The 16,916-nt window shown below is 52.5% G+C and carries 22 protein-coding genes; 9 read left to right on the top strand and 13 right to left on the bottom strand.

Going from position 1 to position 16,916, the window contains the following annotated elements; translation table 11 throughout:
* Positions 1–192: 192 nt before the first annotated feature.
* The 4 genes from ACXJJC_RS01265 to ACXJJC_RS01280 are packed head-to-tail and all read right to left on the bottom strand — an operon-like array spanning position 193 to position 3,226.
* Entirely contained in the window at positions 193–804 is a 612-nt protein-coding gene (locus ACXJJC_RS01265) for an RlmE family RNA methyltransferase (RefSeq protein WP_456368781.1), read from the bottom strand.
* Positions 785–1,183: a secondary thiamine-phosphate synthase enzyme YjbQ gene (locus tag ACXJJC_RS01270; RefSeq protein WP_456368783.1), complete on the bottom strand. Its 399-nt coding sequence runs from the start codon at positions 1,181–1,183 to the stop codon at positions 785–787. Before ACXJJC_RS01270 ends, ACXJJC_RS01265 begins: the two co-directional genes overlap by 20 nt.
* Positions 1,180–2,334 (bottom strand): Clp1/GlmU family protein, encoded by a 1,155-nt coding sequence (locus ACXJJC_RS01275; protein WP_456368785.1) that lies wholly within the window; start codon positions 2,332–2,334, stop codon positions 1,180–1,182. The genes ACXJJC_RS01270 and ACXJJC_RS01275 overlap by 4 nt, the downstream gene beginning before the upstream one ends.
* Positions 2,318–3,226: a hypothetical protein gene (locus ACXJJC_RS01280; RefSeq protein ID WP_456368787.1), complete on the bottom strand. Its 909-nt coding sequence runs from the start codon at positions 3,224–3,226 to the stop codon at positions 2,318–2,320. The genes ACXJJC_RS01275 and ACXJJC_RS01280 overlap by 17 nt, the downstream gene beginning before the upstream one ends.
* A gap of 136 nt (positions 3,227–3,362) precedes the next feature.
* Between ACXJJC_RS01280 and ACXJJC_RS01285 the strand changes: the two genes are divergently transcribed.
* The gene (locus ACXJJC_RS01285; protein ID WP_456368838.1) at positions 3,363–3,701 is read left to right on the top strand and encodes a response regulator; all 339 of its coding nucleotides are present in this window, start codon (positions 3,363–3,365) and stop codon (positions 3,699–3,701) included.
* Position 3,702: 1 nt separating this feature from the next.
* Here ACXJJC_RS01285 and ACXJJC_RS01290 read toward each other — a convergent pair whose 3' ends face one another.
* From ACXJJC_RS01290 to ACXJJC_RS01300, 3 genes are read right to left on the bottom strand one after another with little or no spacing between them, the layout of a single operon-like run.
* A complete protein-coding gene (locus ACXJJC_RS01290) occupies positions 3,703–4,413 on the bottom strand; it encodes a UPF0280 family protein (protein ID WP_456368789.1) in 711 nt (236 codons plus the stop codon).
* Positions 4,410–4,793 carry a 4Fe-4S binding protein gene (locus ACXJJC_RS01295; protein ID WP_456368790.1) on the bottom strand — a complete coding sequence of 128 codons (384 nt, stop codon included), beginning with the start codon at positions 4,791–4,793 and terminating at the stop codon, positions 4,410–4,412. Before ACXJJC_RS01295 ends, ACXJJC_RS01290 begins: the two co-directional genes overlap by 4 nt.
* Before the next feature lie 5 nt (positions 4,794–4,798).
* A complete protein-coding gene (locus tag ACXJJC_RS01300) occupies positions 4,799–6,280 on the bottom strand; it encodes a homocysteine biosynthesis protein (RefSeq protein ID WP_456368791.1) in 1,482 nt (493 codons plus the stop codon).
* Positions 6,281–6,509: 229 nt separating this feature from the next.
* Between ACXJJC_RS01300 and ACXJJC_RS01305 the strand changes: the two genes are divergently transcribed.
* Genes ACXJJC_RS01305 through ACXJJC_RS01320 form a run of 4 tightly spaced genes read left to right on the top strand, consistent with a single transcriptional unit; the run spans position 6,510 to position 9,930 of the window.
* A complete protein-coding gene (locus ACXJJC_RS01305) occupies positions 6,510–8,084 on the top strand; it encodes an FAD-dependent oxidoreductase (RefSeq protein WP_456368792.1) in 1,575 nt (524 codons plus the stop codon).
* Entirely contained in the window at positions 8,081–8,560 is a 480-nt protein-coding gene (locus ACXJJC_RS01310) for a 4Fe-4S binding protein (protein WP_456368793.1), read from the top strand. The genes ACXJJC_RS01305 and ACXJJC_RS01310 overlap by 4 nt, the downstream gene beginning before the upstream one ends.
* Before the next feature lie 6 nt (positions 8,561–8,566).
* A complete protein-coding gene (locus ACXJJC_RS01315) occupies positions 8,567–8,842 on the top strand; it encodes a (2Fe-2S)-binding protein (protein ID WP_456368794.1) in 276 nt (91 codons plus the stop codon).
* Positions 8,839–9,930, top strand: coding sequence for an NAD(P)/FAD-dependent oxidoreductase (locus tag ACXJJC_RS01320; protein ID WP_456368796.1), 1,092 nt, complete (start codon positions 8,839–8,841; stop codon positions 9,928–9,930). The genes ACXJJC_RS01315 and ACXJJC_RS01320 overlap by 4 nt, the downstream gene beginning before the upstream one ends.
* 14 nt (positions 9,931–9,944) lie before the next feature.
* Here the strand turns inward: ACXJJC_RS01320 and ACXJJC_RS01325 are convergent, their stop codons facing one another.
* Positions 9,945–10,136 carry a DUF5371 family protein gene (locus ACXJJC_RS01325; protein ID WP_048096423.1) on the bottom strand — a complete coding sequence of 64 codons (192 nt, stop codon included), beginning with the start codon at positions 10,134–10,136 and terminating at the stop codon, positions 9,945–9,947.
* A 122-nt stretch (positions 10,137–10,258) separates the two neighbouring features.
* Here ACXJJC_RS01325 and ACXJJC_RS01330 point away from each other — a divergent pair, with 122 nt between their 5' ends.
* A complete protein-coding gene (locus tag ACXJJC_RS01330; RefSeq protein ID WP_456368797.1) occupies positions 10,259–11,689 on the top strand; it encodes a DHH family phosphoesterase in 1,431 nt (476 codons plus the stop codon).
* Here ACXJJC_RS01330 and ACXJJC_RS01335 read toward each other — a convergent pair whose 3' ends face one another.
* The 4 genes from ACXJJC_RS01335 to ACXJJC_RS01350 form a co-directional block, all read right to left on the bottom strand.
* The gene (locus ACXJJC_RS01335) at positions 11,690–11,989 is read right to left on the bottom strand and encodes a Zn-ribbon domain-containing protein (protein WP_456368798.1); all 300 of its coding nucleotides are present in this window, start codon (positions 11,987–11,989) and stop codon (positions 11,690–11,692) included.
* On the bottom strand, positions 11,989–12,342 hold the full coding sequence (gene dipB / locus ACXJJC_RS01340) for a divisome-positioning protein B (RefSeq protein WP_456368840.1): 354 nt from the start codon (positions 12,340–12,342) through the stop codon (positions 11,989–11,991). Before dipB ends, ACXJJC_RS01335 begins: the two co-directional genes overlap by 1 nt.
* A gap of 5 nt (positions 12,343–12,347) precedes the next feature.
* On the bottom strand, positions 12,348–12,983 hold the full coding sequence (gene dipA / locus ACXJJC_RS01345) for a divisome-positioning GTPase DipA (protein WP_456368842.1): 636 nt from the start codon (positions 12,981–12,983) through the stop codon (positions 12,348–12,350).
* Positions 12,984–13,059: 76 nt separating this feature from the next.
* Positions 13,060–13,230: a 4Fe-4S binding protein gene (locus ACXJJC_RS01350; protein ID WP_456368800.1), complete on the bottom strand. Its 171-nt coding sequence runs from the start codon at positions 13,228–13,230 to the stop codon at positions 13,060–13,062.
* A gap of 309 nt (positions 13,231–13,539) precedes the next feature.
* On the opposite strand from ACXJJC_RS01350, the gene ACXJJC_RS01355 reads away from it, so the two are divergent.
* Genes ACXJJC_RS01355 through ACXJJC_RS01365 form a run of 3 tightly spaced genes read left to right on the top strand, consistent with a single transcriptional unit; the run spans position 13,540 to position 16,039 of the window.
* Positions 13,540–14,235, top strand: a complete 696-nt coding sequence (locus tag ACXJJC_RS01355; RefSeq protein WP_456368802.1) for a metallophosphoesterase — start codon at positions 13,540–13,542, stop codon at positions 14,233–14,235.
* 4 nt (positions 14,236–14,239) lie between these two features.
* Positions 14,240–15,298 carry a TIGR04084 family radical SAM/SPASM domain-containing protein gene (locus ACXJJC_RS01360; RefSeq protein ID WP_456368804.1) on the top strand — a complete coding sequence of 353 codons (1,059 nt, stop codon included), beginning with the start codon at positions 14,240–14,242 and terminating at the stop codon, positions 15,296–15,298.
* Between the two features lie 36 nt (positions 15,299–15,334).
* The gene (locus ACXJJC_RS01365) at positions 15,335–16,039 is read left to right on the top strand and encodes a queuosine precursor transporter (RefSeq protein ID WP_456368806.1); all 705 of its coding nucleotides are present in this window, start codon (positions 15,335–15,337) and stop codon (positions 16,037–16,039) included.
* Here the strand turns inward: ACXJJC_RS01365 and ACXJJC_RS01370 are convergent.
* The gene (locus ACXJJC_RS01370; RefSeq protein WP_456368808.1) at positions 16,007–16,894 is read right to left on the bottom strand and encodes an MBL fold metallo-hydrolase; all 888 of its coding nucleotides are present in this window, start codon (positions 16,892–16,894) and stop codon (positions 16,007–16,009) included. The genes ACXJJC_RS01365 and ACXJJC_RS01370 overlap by 33 nt on opposite strands.
* Positions 16,895–16,916: the final 22 nt, after the last annotated feature.

The following is a 16,916-nucleotide window of genomic DNA, read 5'->3' on the forward strand; positions in this document are numbered from 1 at the left end:
GCCAGAGCCGCAAACATCTCATACCATCTCATGGCACATCACCACTACAAGCTTTCTCGTTTGAAAATATATGGATACTTTTTTATCCAAGTTACAAATTACCGCCCTAAGGTTTATTAAACTTTACGCGGCTTTATTCCGGGGTAAAACAGTTCATTCACCTTTTGTGTCAGTCTATTTCGCTGAATGTCATCACTCGTCTCTTTTTGGTCTGAACTTTCCCCCGAATCCCTTGCCAATGAAGTAGATCTCGGAACTCCTTTTTCTCGATGCGGGAGGAGAGTGAAGCTTCTTGAACCTGAAGTACTTCTTGAACTCCGAGTACAGCCTGGGCGTTTCCTGTCCCTGAAACATTTTGACGACGAAGTTTCCTCCCGGTTTGAGAAACTCCCTTGCTATTGAGAATGCCGACTCGACGAGCTCCACCGATCTGAAGTGGTCAATGTCCCAGTGTCCGGAAATTTTGGGCGAAGCATCGCATATCACTGCGTCGAACTTTTCCCGTACGCTCCTGATCCTGGCCTTCGTGTCTTCTGACGTTATGTCGCCCTGGATGAATGTAACGCCCTCTACTGGCTTCATGGGTGACAGATCCACAGCAACGACACTGGCTCCGAGCTCCACGGCTACCTGGCTCCACCCTCCCGGTGAAGCACCGAGGTCAAGAACCCAGTAGCCTTCCCTGATCAGCCCGAACTTTCTGTTCATCTGCAACAGCTTGTAGGCAGCTCTGCTTCTGTATCCCTCCTTTTTGGCCTTCCAGTAGTAGTAATCCTGCCTGTCCTCAACTCTTCTCGGTTTCATAGACCACCACGTGCACTCTTCTTTTTCTCGGTCCGTCGAACTCGATGAAAAGAACCCTCTGCCATGTTCCGAGGATCAGTTTGCCGTTTTCAACGGGCATTGTTACGGAATTGCCAATTATGCTGGCCTTTATGTGAGCATCAGCGTTGCTGTCTATTCTGTCGTGCCTGTATCCCGCCATGTAGGGGACGATTTCTGAAAGTCTGGAAATTATGTCCTCCATTAACCCCGGCTCGGCCTCGTTTACAGTGATGGCCGTCGTGGTATGGAGAGAATAAACGATCGCGAGACCGCTCTTTCCCCTGACAGCCTCGAGTACCCTGTCGGTTATGTCGATCACTTCCTCCCTCTTCCTTGTCTCGATCGTTATCTCCGTCATGGTACCCTCACGAACACCTCTCTCCTGTCATCATCGAGTCTGATGTTTCCGAATTCAATCACCTCAGCATCTTTCTTTCCGAGGATTTTAATCTTTCTGTCATCGAAATCAATGTCCTGCAGAACTCCTTTATAGATGTACCTGTCTCCCCCTCTGAGTCCGAGCAGCAGACCCCTGAGGTCGTCGGGGTTGATGACGTTGATGTCCGCAACGCCGAAGTACTCCCTGAGAAACCTCAACCCCTCTCCTCCAAGATCGAAGCTTCTGGAGTATATGTTGACGAAATCGAAGCCCCTTTCTGCGTACACCACGTCTCCAAAGCTTTCGAGCATCTCATCCTGAATCGGTTCTCCCCTGAACATTGATGTGTTTTTGAAAGCCACCTCTCCGGCAGAGTACTCGACGTCCTCGAGATCTTTAAGCCACTCGTCGTACCTCCTGCCCCTTATCACCACCCTCGTTTCCCTGTCTCTCTTTTTCACAACGAAGCTGTCCAGCCTGAACACCTCGTAGTCTTCCAAGTAGTACGGCACTTCACCGAAGCACGCTATCACGTCAGGCTCGAACACCTCTATCTTCGCCAGCTTGTAGTCTCTTGCCTTTCTCCCCCTGATCCACCCGGTGGTATCAACTATCACGCTCTCTCCCGCCATCCTGACGAGGTGTGTGAATGCCTTCAGGCACCGGGATTCGAAACCTGACGGGGATATCACACCTGTAAAAGCGACCTCCACGACTCTGAGCCCAGAGAGCGATACCACCTGTCCTTTCTTCTCTCCAAGTCCCATTGCGCCCGGGTGGGCTATGTCGTTCTGACCCACATCCGAGTCGATTACGTGGGTTATTCTGGTTCTGTTGATCGAGTACACACAGAAACTGCTCTTTCCGCTGTCAGTATCTCCGAACGTGAAGACCCTTCCGTACTCCTTGCTCACAAACCGCTTCCAGCTTTCGGGAATGGTGTCTCCGTTAACGAGTATGTGGTCTCCGGTGACCTCTATCTCGCTGTCCTCCAAAAAATAGATTGGGTAAACCCTCCCCTCGGGAACGGTGACGCTCCTGACCTTGGCGCCGAATACCTCTGCATACTGGCTGCTTTCGAGCCTCCCGGGGCCTATGAGCAGTAACGTTGTGTTACCCTCGACTCTCATTTCCGCCCACGACGGGCTGGATGAACACAGCTCTCATCTCTGGCTTGGCGGTGAGGATCTTCGTGAAGTTGGTGTCGTGCATGAAGGCTATGTTGAGCGTGTCGTAGCTCGTCACGTTGTAGTACTCAGTCACGTTTTCTGCGTTCACGAAGAATATGTTCTGCTGGAAGTTTATGGCCACCACCTTGTCATACCCTCCGGACTCGTTCACGGCTATCCCCTCGAAGTAGAAGTCGGCTACCCTTCCACTGCTGCCGTTCAGCTTTATGGTCTGGTTCGCCGCCTCGCCGAACAGGACTATGGCAAAGTCGTAGTTCAGGTCCGGAAGCTTTTCTATGTAGTCTGCGTAGCTGCTGTTGGTGGCCCTGTTCCCTGAAATCGTGTCCACGTACTTCATGACCGCGTCAATTGTTCCGAGCGCCACCGGCTCGGTGTTTTCCGTGAATCCGTATCCTCTCTTGGTCTTGACCGTGACGCCCAAGTAGTCCTCCTTGTTGTCATAGCTGAAGAAAACCTTGGAATCCCCAACGTTGAAGAGGTACATGTAGGGCGTGTACCCGAACTCGGACTGGTTGTAGATCACGTAGTACATCGAGTCGAGTTCGGTGAACCTGACGTACTGAAGAATTGGGTCAGAGGCAAAATTCTTCCAGTAAGCGTTTACAAGGGACACGATGTTTGGATCAGACGTTTTGAAGTTCAGGTAGTACACCTGGAGAGAGTCCGAGAGGAGCTTGAGGGTCTCTCTGAATCCTTCGGCCTCATACAGAACATCCCTCTTCGGTATTGTGTACGAGCCTTTCAGCGCGTAAACCAGCACGGAGCCGAGCATGATGAGTGCGAGAACGAACGCGAGAAGTTTCGCTGACTTCTTTTCGAGTGGTTTGACCATGCTCACCAATTTGGGGGAGGTTTTTTAAAATTTTGTTTGTGCTGCACAACTCGCATTGATCCTGCAGGTGCAGTTCACATGAAAAATTTTTAATCCGTTTTTCCGAAAATTTCGAAAGGTGGTTTGATTGAAGAAGGTGCTCGTTGTGGATGACGAAGTGGCGATCAGGGAGATTGTGTCACTGATGCTGGGCGGGAGGTACAGGATTATCAGCGCCAGGGATGGGAGAGAGGCTGTTGAGAAGTTCAAGGTCTTCAATCCGGATTTCGTGATAATGGACGTGATGATGCCCGTTATGAACGGGATAGAGGCGATAAAGGCCATGAAGGAGCTGAATCCCGGCGTGAAGATTATCGCCCTAACAGCGTATGCGGAGAAGAGAAGGAACGAGCTGATAGAAGCTGGAGCTGTCGAGGTGCTTGGCAAACCGTTCAGGAGGAGGGACCTGGTGGAAGCGATACAGAGGCACCTGTAGGCTAACCCTTCGTTATTATTTCGGGATCGATCTCAACTGTGCGGATATCCGGAACGTTTCCGGCGAGGGCAATGATATCGTCCTTGACGACTATTACTCCCGAGATGTATCTCCTTTTTTCACTCCAGAAGTTTTCCACGGCATTTTCGACCTCTTCACGACCGAAATCCTCCTTGATCTCGTTCCCGAGAGCTGTGGCGCACGCATCTGCAATGGCAGGGTTGTCCGAGAACACCGTCGCCGCATCCGCGTACCCGAAGCTCAGCGACGGGCCTATCTTACCGCTCGATGTGCAGACAGCCTTCAGCTCTCCGTCACCTCCCATTTCAAAACCTATGGTCAGCTTTTTCCCGGCGTAAACCCCCACAGTAACCGGCTCGTCGGTTCTGATCACGATGTCCCCACCGTTGTCCACGACTATGAAGTCCGAGTTTGCGAACTCCACGCCGTACCATGCGACCGTTCCCGCGACCGCGGCCATGGGGCCGACCCCTGCAATCCTCGCTGCGTTGCACATCCTTTCCACCACCTCTCCGTGACAGTCCATGGGCTCGAGAGAGGTCAAAAAAAGTGGGTTTATGGCTATGTAGCTCTCAATCCTTTCTCTGGCGTATAGCATCCCCTTTACGGCCTTTCTGTATGTCTCGTCGTCCCTTGCCAGTATCGTCGTTATTGTTTCCCTGTACTGGAAGTGGTAGCGCCTGTACTTCACTCTGGAAGGCTCAGAGCGCCTACCGGACATACTCCTACGCAGATTCTGCACCTCACACACTTTGATGAGTCGGCGTTGACCTTCTCCTCGTCGTCTTTAGTGAATACGCCAACGGGACACACGCTTATGCACGCTCCACAGTGGACGCAGCTGTCGCTCTTCTCTATACCTCTGTCGAGAACCCTGACCTTGACGCCTTGCTCCATGAGCCTGCTGATCACCCTCTCCGACACTTCATCGGGAATTTCCACCACTATCCTTCCCTCTCTTGCCCCGACGCTCGCCTCAATTATGTTTATCAGAACTCTCTCCTCTATCGCGACTCTGGTCAGTATCGGCTCTCTGACGACCTCAGAGTCGTAAACGAGTTCAACCATCATGCGGATCACCTCGCAAGCAGCTTGCTCAGATCCTCGCTGCTGACAATTCCAATAACCCTGCCCCTTGCATCCACAACGGGAAGAGCGGAAATCCTGTTCGTGTCCATCTTCCTCGCGGCGATCTCCACCGGATCTTCCGGTGAAGCGGTGATGACTCTCCTCGTCATTATCTCCTCCACCTTCCTTGCCTTGCCGGTTGCGACCGCCTTTGCGATGTCCCAGCTCGTTACTATCCCGACGAGCTTACCACTGTCGTCCACGACAGGCAGATGGTTTATTCCATTCTCGATCAGTAGCTTAGATGCAGTCTCAATCGTCTCAGACGGTTTTACGGTTATTGCGGGAGAGCTCATCACGCTCCTGACAACCTTTACCTCCCTCTGCCTCATCGGTCTGAACACCTGCTTAGCGGGCACCCTCTCGGCCGGGAGGGACAGCAGAAACTCTCCGCGTTCTATCTGTTTTTTCAGCTCCTCCGCAATTTTCCGTGCCATGTAGTAGCTCGAAAGCGGAGACACCCTGACCTCTTCGCCGTTGATCTCGACCTTTCCGCTTTTCAGCTCCTCGTAGGTCACCTTCCTGATTACCGGTCTGTCCCTCCTCGGAACGCCGAAGTCTATTATCACGGTCTCTATCTCGCTGTCTGTGACTGCAGTGGCCTTCGCCATCTCAGCATCGAGTACCGGTATCGGGATTCCCATTCCGACGAAGAGCGTTGTGCCGTATCCGGGAAAAGTTGCCGCCCTCATGTATTCGGCGCTCATCTCCTTCAGGTCACCCTGAACCATTAGCGTTCCAAATGGTGGTGCGTGCTGCGTACCCTCGCCGATAACGTACCCCTTAGCTCCACCCAGGAATATCCTCGTCCCCACGCCTATCGTCCTGTACTCAGGGTCGTTGTTCAGAGGGGAGAGCTCCCCCACTCCTGCGTAGGTGACGTTCCCGAAGTTCGGAAGGAGGGTTCCCATGTACGTCTTCAGAATTCTGTCTGAGGAGTTGGTCGCGGCCCTGTACCTCTGGTACGCGTTTCTCGGATTTACCATTATCGCCTGATTTACGTCTTCAAGGCTGATCTCTGTCACAATCTCCTTTCTCGGGTAGCAGTCAGTGCCGTATGCCGTGGCCCTCAGTTCGACCTCCTTCCCCCTGAGAAGGTCCTCGATAACATGCCCACCACCGTACTCCATTCCGAGCGTCTCGGAGAGCTGTGTAACGCCAAGATACGCGTCAACGGCGGCAATTCCAGTGTACGCCTCGACATCGTTAAGCCAGACCCTCTGCATTTTTATCGGGGGATCTGAGTGTCCGAAATTGAAAAACACCCCGGAGGAGCACATTGCACCGAATGTACCGGTGGTTACGACATCAACCTCTTTCGCAGCCTCTTCGGGGCCCAGCTCCCTGACGATTTCCTTCATTTCGATGGCCGTGACGACGTTTGCTGAACCCTCTTTAATCTTCCTGTTGATCTCCTCTATCGTCTTCACGCTCTCACGCTGGCAAGCCAGTATATAAACATATCGAATTATATTAGGTGTAAATATTACTACTATTAATTTCCCTGACTCTGCTGCGTGTCGGGAGATTTGCCTTTCCATACGCGTCTGACTGTAATGATTTTTTGTTTAATTTACGCCGTCAAATAAAAGCGTTTTTTCGGAAAAGTTATATAATGGTTGATTTTGGAAAATAGTGATTTTAACGAGAGGTGAAACCATGAGGCTCGAATCACATCCGATCGTTGATTTTGAAAGGGGAAAAGAGGTGACCATCTACTTCAACGGCAAACCAATAAAGGCTTATGAGGGAGAGAGCGTCGCTGCTGCCCTCTACGCTGCAGGTGTAAGGGTTTTCAGCAGGTCTTTCAGATTTCACAGGCCGAGGGGCTTCTTCTGTGCGATAGGCAAGTGCTCGCAGTGCATGATGGAGGTCGACGGTGTTCCCAACGTAAGGACATGCAAGGTTTACGTGAGAGACGGAATGCAGATCAGGACTCAGAACTCGAAGCCCAACGCGGAAAATGATGCGCTCGCAATCTTCGACAGAATAATTGATACCGTGTTTCCTCACGGAGCACACTACAAGAAATTTACCGGATCGAGGAAGCTGAGGGAGTTTGCAACCAAGCAGATGAGGAAGCTCGCTGGCTTTGGAAATCCGCCCAGGAGCATTCCGAAAGTTGACACGGGCTACGAGGAGATTGAAGCTGACGTGGCGATTGTTGGTGGTGGCCCCGCAGGACTCTCGGCCGCAATTCACGCGGCAAAGTACGGGGCTAAGGTTGTGCTGATGGATGAGAACAACTATCTCGGAGGACAGCTGATAAAGCAGACCCACAGGTTCTTCGGCAGTGCGAGACACAGGGCTGGAACGAGGGGGATAAAGATAGCCGAGATACTCGAAGAGGAGCTCATGCAGTACGATAACGTTGACATCAGGAAGGAAACCAAGGTTTTCGGGATATACGGGAAAGACGTGGCAGCCGTTCAGAAGGACTCCAAGCTGCTCAGGGTGAAGGCCAAGAAAATTGTGATAGCGACTGGAGCGTACGAGAGGACGCTGATATTCGAAAACAACGACCTTCCCGGAGTTTACGGAGCAGGCGGCGTTCAGACTCTGATGAATGTTTACGGGATAAAGCCGGGAGAGAGGGGCCTGATCGTAGGGTCGGGCAACGTGGGACTTATTCTCACATATCAGCTTATGCAGGCAGGCGTTGAGGTTGCCGCAATTGTTGAGGCGATGCCCAGAATTGGAGGCTACTTCGTCCACGCTGCGAAGGTCAGGAGGCTTGGAGTCCCGATCTACACGAGGCACACGATTGTGAGGGCGGTGGGAGAGAAGACGGTTGAGGGGGCTGTAATCGCACAGCTCGACGACAGGTGGCAGGTAATTCCGGGTAGCGAAAAGGAGGTCAAGTGCGACTTCATCTGCGTTGCTGTGGGACTGTCTCCCGCTCACGAGCTTCTGTACCACGTAAACGCTCAGATGAAGTTCGTGCCGGAGCTCGGAGGTCTCGTACCCATGAGAACGAGGTTCAACGAAACGAGCGTCGAAGGGGTTTACGTGGCGGGAGATGTTGCTGGAATTGAGGAAGCGACAGCGGCAATCATGGAGGGAAGGATAGCGGGCATACATGCGGCAATCACCCTGGGCTACGGAGGAGATGAGGCGAAGAAGGAGCTCGAGGAGGCTGTGAAGGATCTTGAGGACTTCAGGGCCGGTCCGTTTGGAGAGAGAATTGTGTGTGGACTTGAAAAGTGTGTCCTCGAAAAAGAGGTGATGATATGAAGTACCTTGAGCGCGGTTACTTGGAGGCTGAGGAGCTACCACCGTTTCCTCCCGAGGAGAGGATAAATTCCAAGAAGCCCGTCGCCTACATAGAGTGTCCCCAGTCAATTCCGTGCTCTCCATGTTACGAGTCGTGCAGGTTTGATGCGATAGAGATGAAGAACATAAACGATCCACCGAAAGTTGACTACGAGAAGTGCACGGGCTGCATGGCGTGCATAAGGGTTTGTCCGGGTCTCGCGATATTCATGCTCCAGGTGAAGGAGGGCAGGGGTTACGTGACACTCCAGTACGAATTTCTCCCGTGGCTCGAAAAAGGCGACAGGGTAAAGCTGTACAACCGAAGGGGAGAGGAGGTAGGCGAGGGAGTGGTCACATGGGCTCTGAAGCCAGAGAGAAACGACAGAACTCAGCTCGTCACGGTTGAAATGGACAAGGATCTGATTTTCGAGGTTAGGGCGGTCAGGAAGAGGTGATAAACCATGGTTAAGGAAAGAAAGATAGTCTGCAGGTGTGAGGACCTGACAGAGGATGAGATCATCCACGCCATCGAAGAGGGGTACGATAACCTCGAGAGCCTGAAGAGGTACACGGGCGCCACGACGGGAGCATGTCAGGGGAAGGGCTGTCTGATGCACATAATAAGGATTCTCTCTCAGAAAACCGGAAAGAGTCCCGAGGAGATCGGAGTTACGACTCAGAGACCTCCAGTAAACCCGGTGCCGCTTTACGTCCTCTCAGAGGGTGATGCGGAATGAGGGTGGCGATAATCGGCGGAGGTGTAATGGGACTCTCAACCGCTTACTATCTCGCCAAGATGGGTGCGGAGGTATCGGTTTTCGAACAGAAGTACCTGCTTTACGGGGCCAGCGGCAGAAACTCCGGTGGAATAACTCCAATGATCGATAAGAAAGAGCTGATTCCGTTTGCCAAGAAAAGCCTTGAACTGTACGACACGCTCCCGGGAGAGGTGGGGTTCAACTTTCTGTTCAGAAAGGACGGTTACATCAAGGTTGCGGCGAGCGAGGAGGATGCTGAAAAGCTGAGGAAAGACGTGAGGATGCAGAACGAGCTCGGCGTGAACTCGAGGATAATTGAGCCCGAGGATGTGAGGGAATACGTTCCTGATTTCAACAGCTCTGCAATAACGCTCGCGTCATACTGTGAAAACTCCGGAGTGATATTTCCCTGGCCGGTTGTGTGGGGGCTTGCCAAGGGGTGCAGGGAACTGGGAGTCAGGATACTTGATCAGACGAGGGTTGAGGATGTGGTCGTGGAAGGAGGCGTCAAGGGCGTGAAGGCGGGCGGAGAACTCCACAGAGCAGACGTCGTGGTTAACGCTGCCGGAGCCTGGAGCAACGAGGTTAGCGGGATGGCAGGAGTCAGGCTGGACAACAGGGTGATCAAGGAGGAGATTTGCGTGACCGAGAGCATAAAGCCGTACCTCGACCCCTACATTCTCGACGTCACGTACGGTGTTTACCTCAGCCAGTCGGCGAGGGGCGAGATCGTGGGAGGAATCATCGGAAAAGAGACTGACGAGATCACCACCAAGAGCACGCTCGAGTTTGCGACTAAGTATGCGAGAAGGGCAACTCAGCTGATTCCAATGCTGAAGGGGCTTGCCATGCTCAGGCAGTGGGCCGGAGTTTACGACGAGGGCAGGGATGGTCTGCCGGTGGTGGGTTTCACCGAGGTCGACGGGTTCGTTCAGGCGAACGGACTGGGCAGGCACACCGGAATGATCGTCGCACCGGCAATGGGCAGAGAACTCGCGAAGCTCATAATAAAAGGAGAAAATCCAAACCTGAAACCATTCAGCCCCGCCAGATTCTTTAACGCCTGAATCTGGCGCGTGAGTTACTTTCTTTTCTTTCTTATGACCTCTTCGAGTCTCTTGCCTATTGGCTCCTCGTGGGTGTACGGGCACACGAGGTAGTGCTCTACCGCCTTTGCCAGCGCGTCCTTCGTTGCCAGCTCCCCCGTCTTTCTCTTGAGCTCCTCGAGCACCTCCTCTGGCAGTACAGTCTGGGCGTGAATGATCTTCACCATTATGCGCTCACCTCATGATAATTATGTCCATGCGTAGTATTTAAGTTTTTTGAAAATTCCGTCGAACAGCCCTGGAGGGGATCAGGAAATCTTAAATAATGGGCACACTCTGTTTAATTGCAATGCCAGATGATGTAAATGGAAATTACGAGTACGTAATACTCGGGTGCGGCAGTCTCGGCTCATCGGTCGTCAAAGACCTAATTTCCGCAGGCAAGAGGGTTCTGGCCATAGACATCAATCCTGAGAAGGTCGAGGTCCTCAAGGATCAGGAAATAGATGCAGTTGTTGGAGACATAAGGGACGACAAAACGCTGGACTCCATCGATTTTGGCAGGCTCACAGGAGTCCTGATCCTCACGTCAGACGATCAGATAAATCGCGAGGTTGCTTCCAAGGTCAGGGAGAGAAGTGAGGACGTCCTCATCGTTGCGAGGGCCACATCTTCAAAGGCGAGAGAGGAGATGGAGGAGATTGGCGTTGACGTCGTCATAACTCCTCTTGAAAGCATGAAACAGCAGCTCCTCTCGAGCATCAAGAGGGTGGAATCCCTCCGGAAGCTCAAGTTCCTCAGGAACGTTATACAGAGCACCGAAGGGAAGATCGGCATATTCACTCACGACAATCCCGATCCCGACTCAATAGCCTCAGCTCTTGCGCTGAGAGAGATCGCCAAACACTTCGGTGTTGAGGCGGACATCCTGTATTACGGTGAGATACAGCACCAGCAGAACAAGGCCATGGTAAACCTCCTGAATATACCGATGCTGAAGGCCAACGAGGTCGATCTCTCAGGCTACGCGAGGTTCGCCCTCGTCGATTCTGCGGATCCAGGACTTAACAACTCAATTCCGGAGAATGTGGATGTGGACATCACCATCGACCACCACCCCGCAGAGAATGTGAACGCGGAGTTTGTTGACGTCAGAGGGGACGTTGGCGCTACCGCGACGATCCTCACGCTGTACCTTCAGGACCTGAAGATAGTTCCAACAAAGACCCTCGCAACTGCACTGTTCTTTGGCATTCAAACCGAGACGGAGGAGTTCAGGAGAAACGCGAGAACAAACGATTTTCTCGCATCTGCGTACCTCTACCCGTTCGTCGATAACGAATTGCTCGAGAAGATGGAGGGGCCCGCACTGTCAACTGAAACCCTCGACGTCCTCGGGACAGCAATCAAGAACAGGGAGATATTCTCGTCGTTCCTCATATCCTTTGCAGGGTTTATCACCGACAAAGACACGCTACCCCAGGCGGCTGATTTCCTCCTCAAGCTTGAGGGTATCTCAACTGTTCTCGTGTTCGGAATAATAAAGGACAACGTTTACCTCTCGGCGAGGAACTCGGACGTCAGGATCAACATAGGTGACGTCCTGAAGAAGGCATTCAGGGATGTGGGCAGCGCTGGTGGACACGCACACGCTGCCGGTGGCAGAATTCCCCTCGGAATCTTCGGTGACGTGAGCGACAAGGAGACCCTCGCGAAGCTGGTGACCCAGGCGGTGAAAAAGAGGTTCCTTAACGCCCTCGGCATAGAAGTGGAAGGCTGATCACTGCTTCTTCTTTTTCTTCAAAAGAGATGGAAGGTGGACTGCGTACTTGCCATCTTCCTGGAGAGCTATCACGACCTCCCCACCTTCCATGAGCTTCTCGATGTTCAGTTCGTACATCCCGGGGGCGATTATTCTGACGCTCTCTATCCTCTCGAACTGTTCTCTGATCTCCTCGGCCTCCTTGCCCTTCTTCTTGGGTATGTACAGGAACTTGTTGTTCCCGCACTCGCACCCCTGGAGTATTCTCACGTCTCCGTCCTGGTACTCCCTGCCGCACTGAGTGCATCTGTGTGGCATCACTTATCACCGAGCTGGACCATGGCGGTGATCAGGTCCTCCTGCTTCGAGAGCGTCTTCACCCTGTTTGCAGGTCCGATTAGAGTCAGACGTCCGGTCTTCTTGCCGAGGAGCTTCGAGAAAAAGCTCTCCCTTGGAGGGTAGCTTTCGACCTCTATTCCGACGAAGTTCTCGTGATCAATCTCGAGCATTGTTAGCTCGATCAGCTTCGCCTCCTCCTCTGGAGAAAGGCCGCTTTCGAGCACGACGATCTTTCCCTCCTTCACGCTGTCCAGTATCATCCTCAGCTTCTCCATTGAACTCATCCTTTCGAGCTTTTCCTTTGATATCAGGTTGAGCTGAACACCCTCCATAACCATCACCCGAACTTCTCGGCCATCGTCCTGTAGAGCGTGTCAATGTTCAGGCCCTTGAGTGCGGATATCGGAACCACTGTGTGCTGCGGAAACGCGGCCTTGATTCTCGCCGGAGATGCGGTTGGCAGGTCTATCTTGTTGGCAACAATCAGAAGCGGCAGACCGCGGGCCTCTATGTTCCCAACTATGGTGACGTTAACCTGTGTGTAGGGGTCCTCTGTTGCATCCATAACAAGCAAGACGCCATCCAGGTCGTCGAGCCACTTTATTGCTTCAATAACTCCTTCGGTCGCCTCTTTCGCTCTTCTCTTAGCCTCGTCCTCACTCATCCCATACTTGAGGAAGTCGTGGAAGTCTATTTTCGTCGCTATTCCTGGCGTGTCCACTATGTCTATCGTTAGGGTTTTGCCATCCACCTCTATCTTCACGCCCTCTCTCAGCTTCGCCCTCCTTGTTTCGTGCGGAACCTCACTTTCCGATCCCATGACGTCTCCTGTCCAGTCCCTCAGGATCCTGTTTGCGAGCGTTGTTTTTCCGGCATTTGGAGGACCGTAGATCCCTATTCTCATCTTGTCTTTCTTGAGAAACCACCTGAATATGCTTCTGAATCTCGTCTTCAGACTCGTTATCAGCCCCATATTAATCACGTTTCTTTAATCGAGCGGATAAATTAAAAGCTTTATGCCAAAAAATAATAAAAACCGGAGGAACGAATTACTGGAGGCTTATTGCTCCAACGGGGCAGGCGTCAACACAGCTTCCGCACTCGGTACAGAGGTCTGCGTTTACCTCCGCAACATCGTTCAGCTCAATTGCCCCAACCGGACACTCATCAACGCACGTCCCACAGGCGGTGCAGAGTTCAGCATCAACCACAGCTGGCATTTTTCATCACCTCAACGCACTGGACAAGGTTGCCGAATATAATCTTTTTCATATTCTCCAGTTTCCTGGAGCTTTCGCAAACCACAACGTGTGGTAGAAAAGCATGCAACTTATACTTAAAAAAACATTATTACATTCGGGACAGGGCCAACCGGTATATAATCGTTTGTACCACTCAGTGACATGAACTACATAGCAGGTGTGGTTGAGAGGGCGAAGAGTTACGGAGATGAGGAGCTCTACAGGGCACTCATATACGGCGACTTCTGATCCCAATTATTTTTTAGCTCCGAAAACCAACGCACACCGATGGGTGTGGAAGTGCCAGAACTCAGTGAGAAGGGCGCTGCAATCATCGGCGACACGGCGGTAATCGCGGATCTGCACCTCGGCATAGAGGGTGTCCTCGAGGAGAAGGGTGTTGCAATCCCACCTCTTCAGGTGGAATGGCTCATAGAAAGCGTTCTCGAGCTTGTTGATGAGCACGGTTTGAGCAGAATCGTCGTTGCAGGAGATTTAAAGCACGAGTTCAGCAGAAACGTTCCCGGAGAGTGGAGGGATGTCAGAAAATTCATAGAATCTGTCAGGGGTAGGGCGGAACTCGAGGTTGTGAGGGGCAATCACGACAACTACCTCGCGGCAATACTCGAGAAGTATGGAGTAAAGCTTTCCGAGAAGGTCTACGTGGGGGGCTATGCGGTGGTTCACGGTCACGCTGAATGCGGCGACCCGAAGGTGATCATGGGGCACGAGCACCCTTCGATAAAGGTCAGGCACGGAGGAGCGGTCTACTCCTTCAGGTGTTTTCTTCACGCGGTTAATGCAAAGCGTGAAGTCTGGGTTCTTCCGGCTTTTTCCCCCTTTTTTACTGGAAGCAACGTTCTCGAGGGCACCTTCATTTCTCCGATCATGAGGGAGTTCGAGGGGGGAGAGGTGGACGTTTACGCGATTGAGGACGGGGTGTACTACATGGGAAATTTAAAAGTCCTTGCAGAACTGCTCTGACCGGATGCTGTTCATCCTGATGCTGACGGGCAGGTGCAACCTGAGGTGCAGGTACTGCGGAGGCAGCATAGATGAGTCGGTGATGCCCCGCGACATAACCTACGACATCGAGGAGCTCGTTGAATTTCTGAACTCTCACGGGAGGGTTAGCGTTGCATTTTACGGTGGAGAGCCACTCCTCAGGGTTGATGTAATAAAGAAGATCATGGATGAGGTGGAAGCGGAGCATTTCATACTGCAGACCAACGGACTGCTCCTCCACAGGCTTGAGAGGGAGTACATCAGCAGGTTCTCGAGCATCCTCGTGTCTGTTGACGGAAGAAAGGGCGTGACGGACTACTACAGAGGTTCTGTTTATGAGAGAGTGATGGAAAACGTCGCGAGAGTGCGGGAGCACTGCAGGGGTGAGCTCATCGCACGCATGACTGCCTCGCAGAAAACCGACATATATCTCGACGTCCTCCACCTCCTAAACTCCGGCCTGTTCACCCACGTACACTGGCAGATTGATGCGATCTGGAGCGCAGACGGAATGTGGGTGGACTTCGACGGGTGGCTGGAGAGGTACAAATCTGGTATTTCGGAGCTCGCAGTTTTCTTCGAGAGATCTCTCGAGAGAGGCGACGTTCCGGGAATCGTGCCTTTCCTCGGAGTTCTCAGCGCGATGATATTTGAACCGCACGCTTCACCTCCATGCGGTAGCGGATCTGAGAGCTTTGCAATTACAACGGACGGCAGAATCGTCGCTTGCCCCGTCGTCTCTGACCTCTCGTGGAACCATGCTGGTAACCTACGGGAGGGTGTTACGAGAAGGGTCGGAGTCGTCGAACCGTGCCCCTCCTGCAGGTACTTTTCGATATGTGGTGGGAGGTGTCTTTTTTCCAACAGAGAGAGGCTGTGGGGCGAATATGGGTTCAGAAAGCTTTGCGAAGCCACGATCAGCCTGATTAGAGAGATGGAGCGGGTTAAGGCGAGTGCCCTGAAACTTGCCGAAAAGGGTGTGATAGACATTGACAGCCTCAGGTATCCCAGATTCCTGAATACGACCGAGATCATACCTTAGTCATTTTTTTAAACCGACACCGTCCTGGATATTTTCATGCTTGTCAGCGAGTTCATTGCGTGGTCAGCAGTCACGCTATCCGCGGTGACCCTTGCGATAGCCATGACCAGGAGGTTCGGAGTGGAGGTTCTGGTGGGAGTTTATGCTGTCCTAACGGTGATAGCCAACATAGTGGCCGTGAAGCTGATATCTGTCGGCGGGATAGTTGCGCCTGCGGGAGTTATCGTGTACGCGATCACGTTTCTGATAACAGACTTCATAAGTGAGATCTTCGGGAAGGAGGTTGCGAAGAAGGCGGTGATAGCGGGATTCACGGCAAACGTCATATACCTGCTGTCGATATACGTCGTCCTCCAGTGGACTCCAGCCCCATTCGTCAGCGAGGACTTTGTGACCTCTTTCAATCAGATCTTCGGATTCACGCCGAGGATAGTACTCGCATCCTTCGCGGCATTCCTGATCAGCCAGACCAACGACGTGTACGTGTTTCACTACATCAGGGAGAGGACGGCCGGCAGGCACCTGTGGATCAGGAACAACGTATCAACGGCCATGTCTCAGCTGATAGACACGGTCGTTTTCATAACCATCGCATTCTACGGAGTTGCGCCTGTAGCGGAGCTGATTATCGGCCAGTACACGCTCAAGCTTTTGATAGCGCTGCTCGACACACCCTTCCTTTACGCGGGTGTGCTTGCCTACAGGGCTTCAAAGCCAGACGTTGACGTCGGAAAGTGTTAGGGCTTTTCTTCCGCTTCTCTCAACTTCCTCCAGCAGCCTTTTTGTGGGATTTCCGTGGTAAAAGATCACGAAGTCCGGGTTGCAGTGCTCGATCATTTCGACCAGTCCCCTGAAGTCAACGTGGTCGCTCACGGTTATCCTGTTTCTGTAAAAGTTCTGAGCGGACAGAACGAATCCGTTTTTGACCATTTTGGGTGGCAGAAGCTTGGCATCTCCGTCGTCGTACTCTATTCCGAGAGCATCACATATGCGCGATATCTTCTCCGTCGTCTCGAATCCGATACCGTTCTCGGAGAGGAGCGTCGCAATTCTCTGTGCCTTTCCGATCGGATACACTCCGAGCTCGTGTCCCTTCTCTGCGGCATCAACGACCCTGTCCAGCTCATCCCTGAATGTCTGACTCGGGTGACCGTACGTCGCCTCTGCAATCAGAAGCTCGCACTCCGGAAGCTCCGAGTAGTCCTTCACGTCTCCGGTAATGAGAATCCCGTGGTCTCTGAAAAAGTACGCAGAGGAGCCGTGCATGTGGTGGGTGGGATAGGTTTCAATCACGATGTCGCTAAGGGTTATCCTCTCACCGACCCTGAACGTGTTGCCAGCGAACCTTTTCTCGGTCACCGCAGAGAGAATTTTTGCGGTTTCAGTGGAGGCCACGGCCTTGTAGTTCTTCATGTTCCTCTGCCCGAAGTGGTCGGAGTGGGCGTGAGTTATGAGGTTGTACCCCTTCCCTGGAGAAGAGTCGATGTGGAAGTCAACTCCACCGAGCCTCATGGAGAGGTGAGGTCTGAATCCTCTGCCGTATTTCCTCCTGAAGAGGAGTATGCCGAAACTCTCCGCTATCTCGAGTATGTCCATTTACTTTTCCCTCTTCTTCCTG

The organism is Geoglobus sp., from assembly GCF_054018175.1.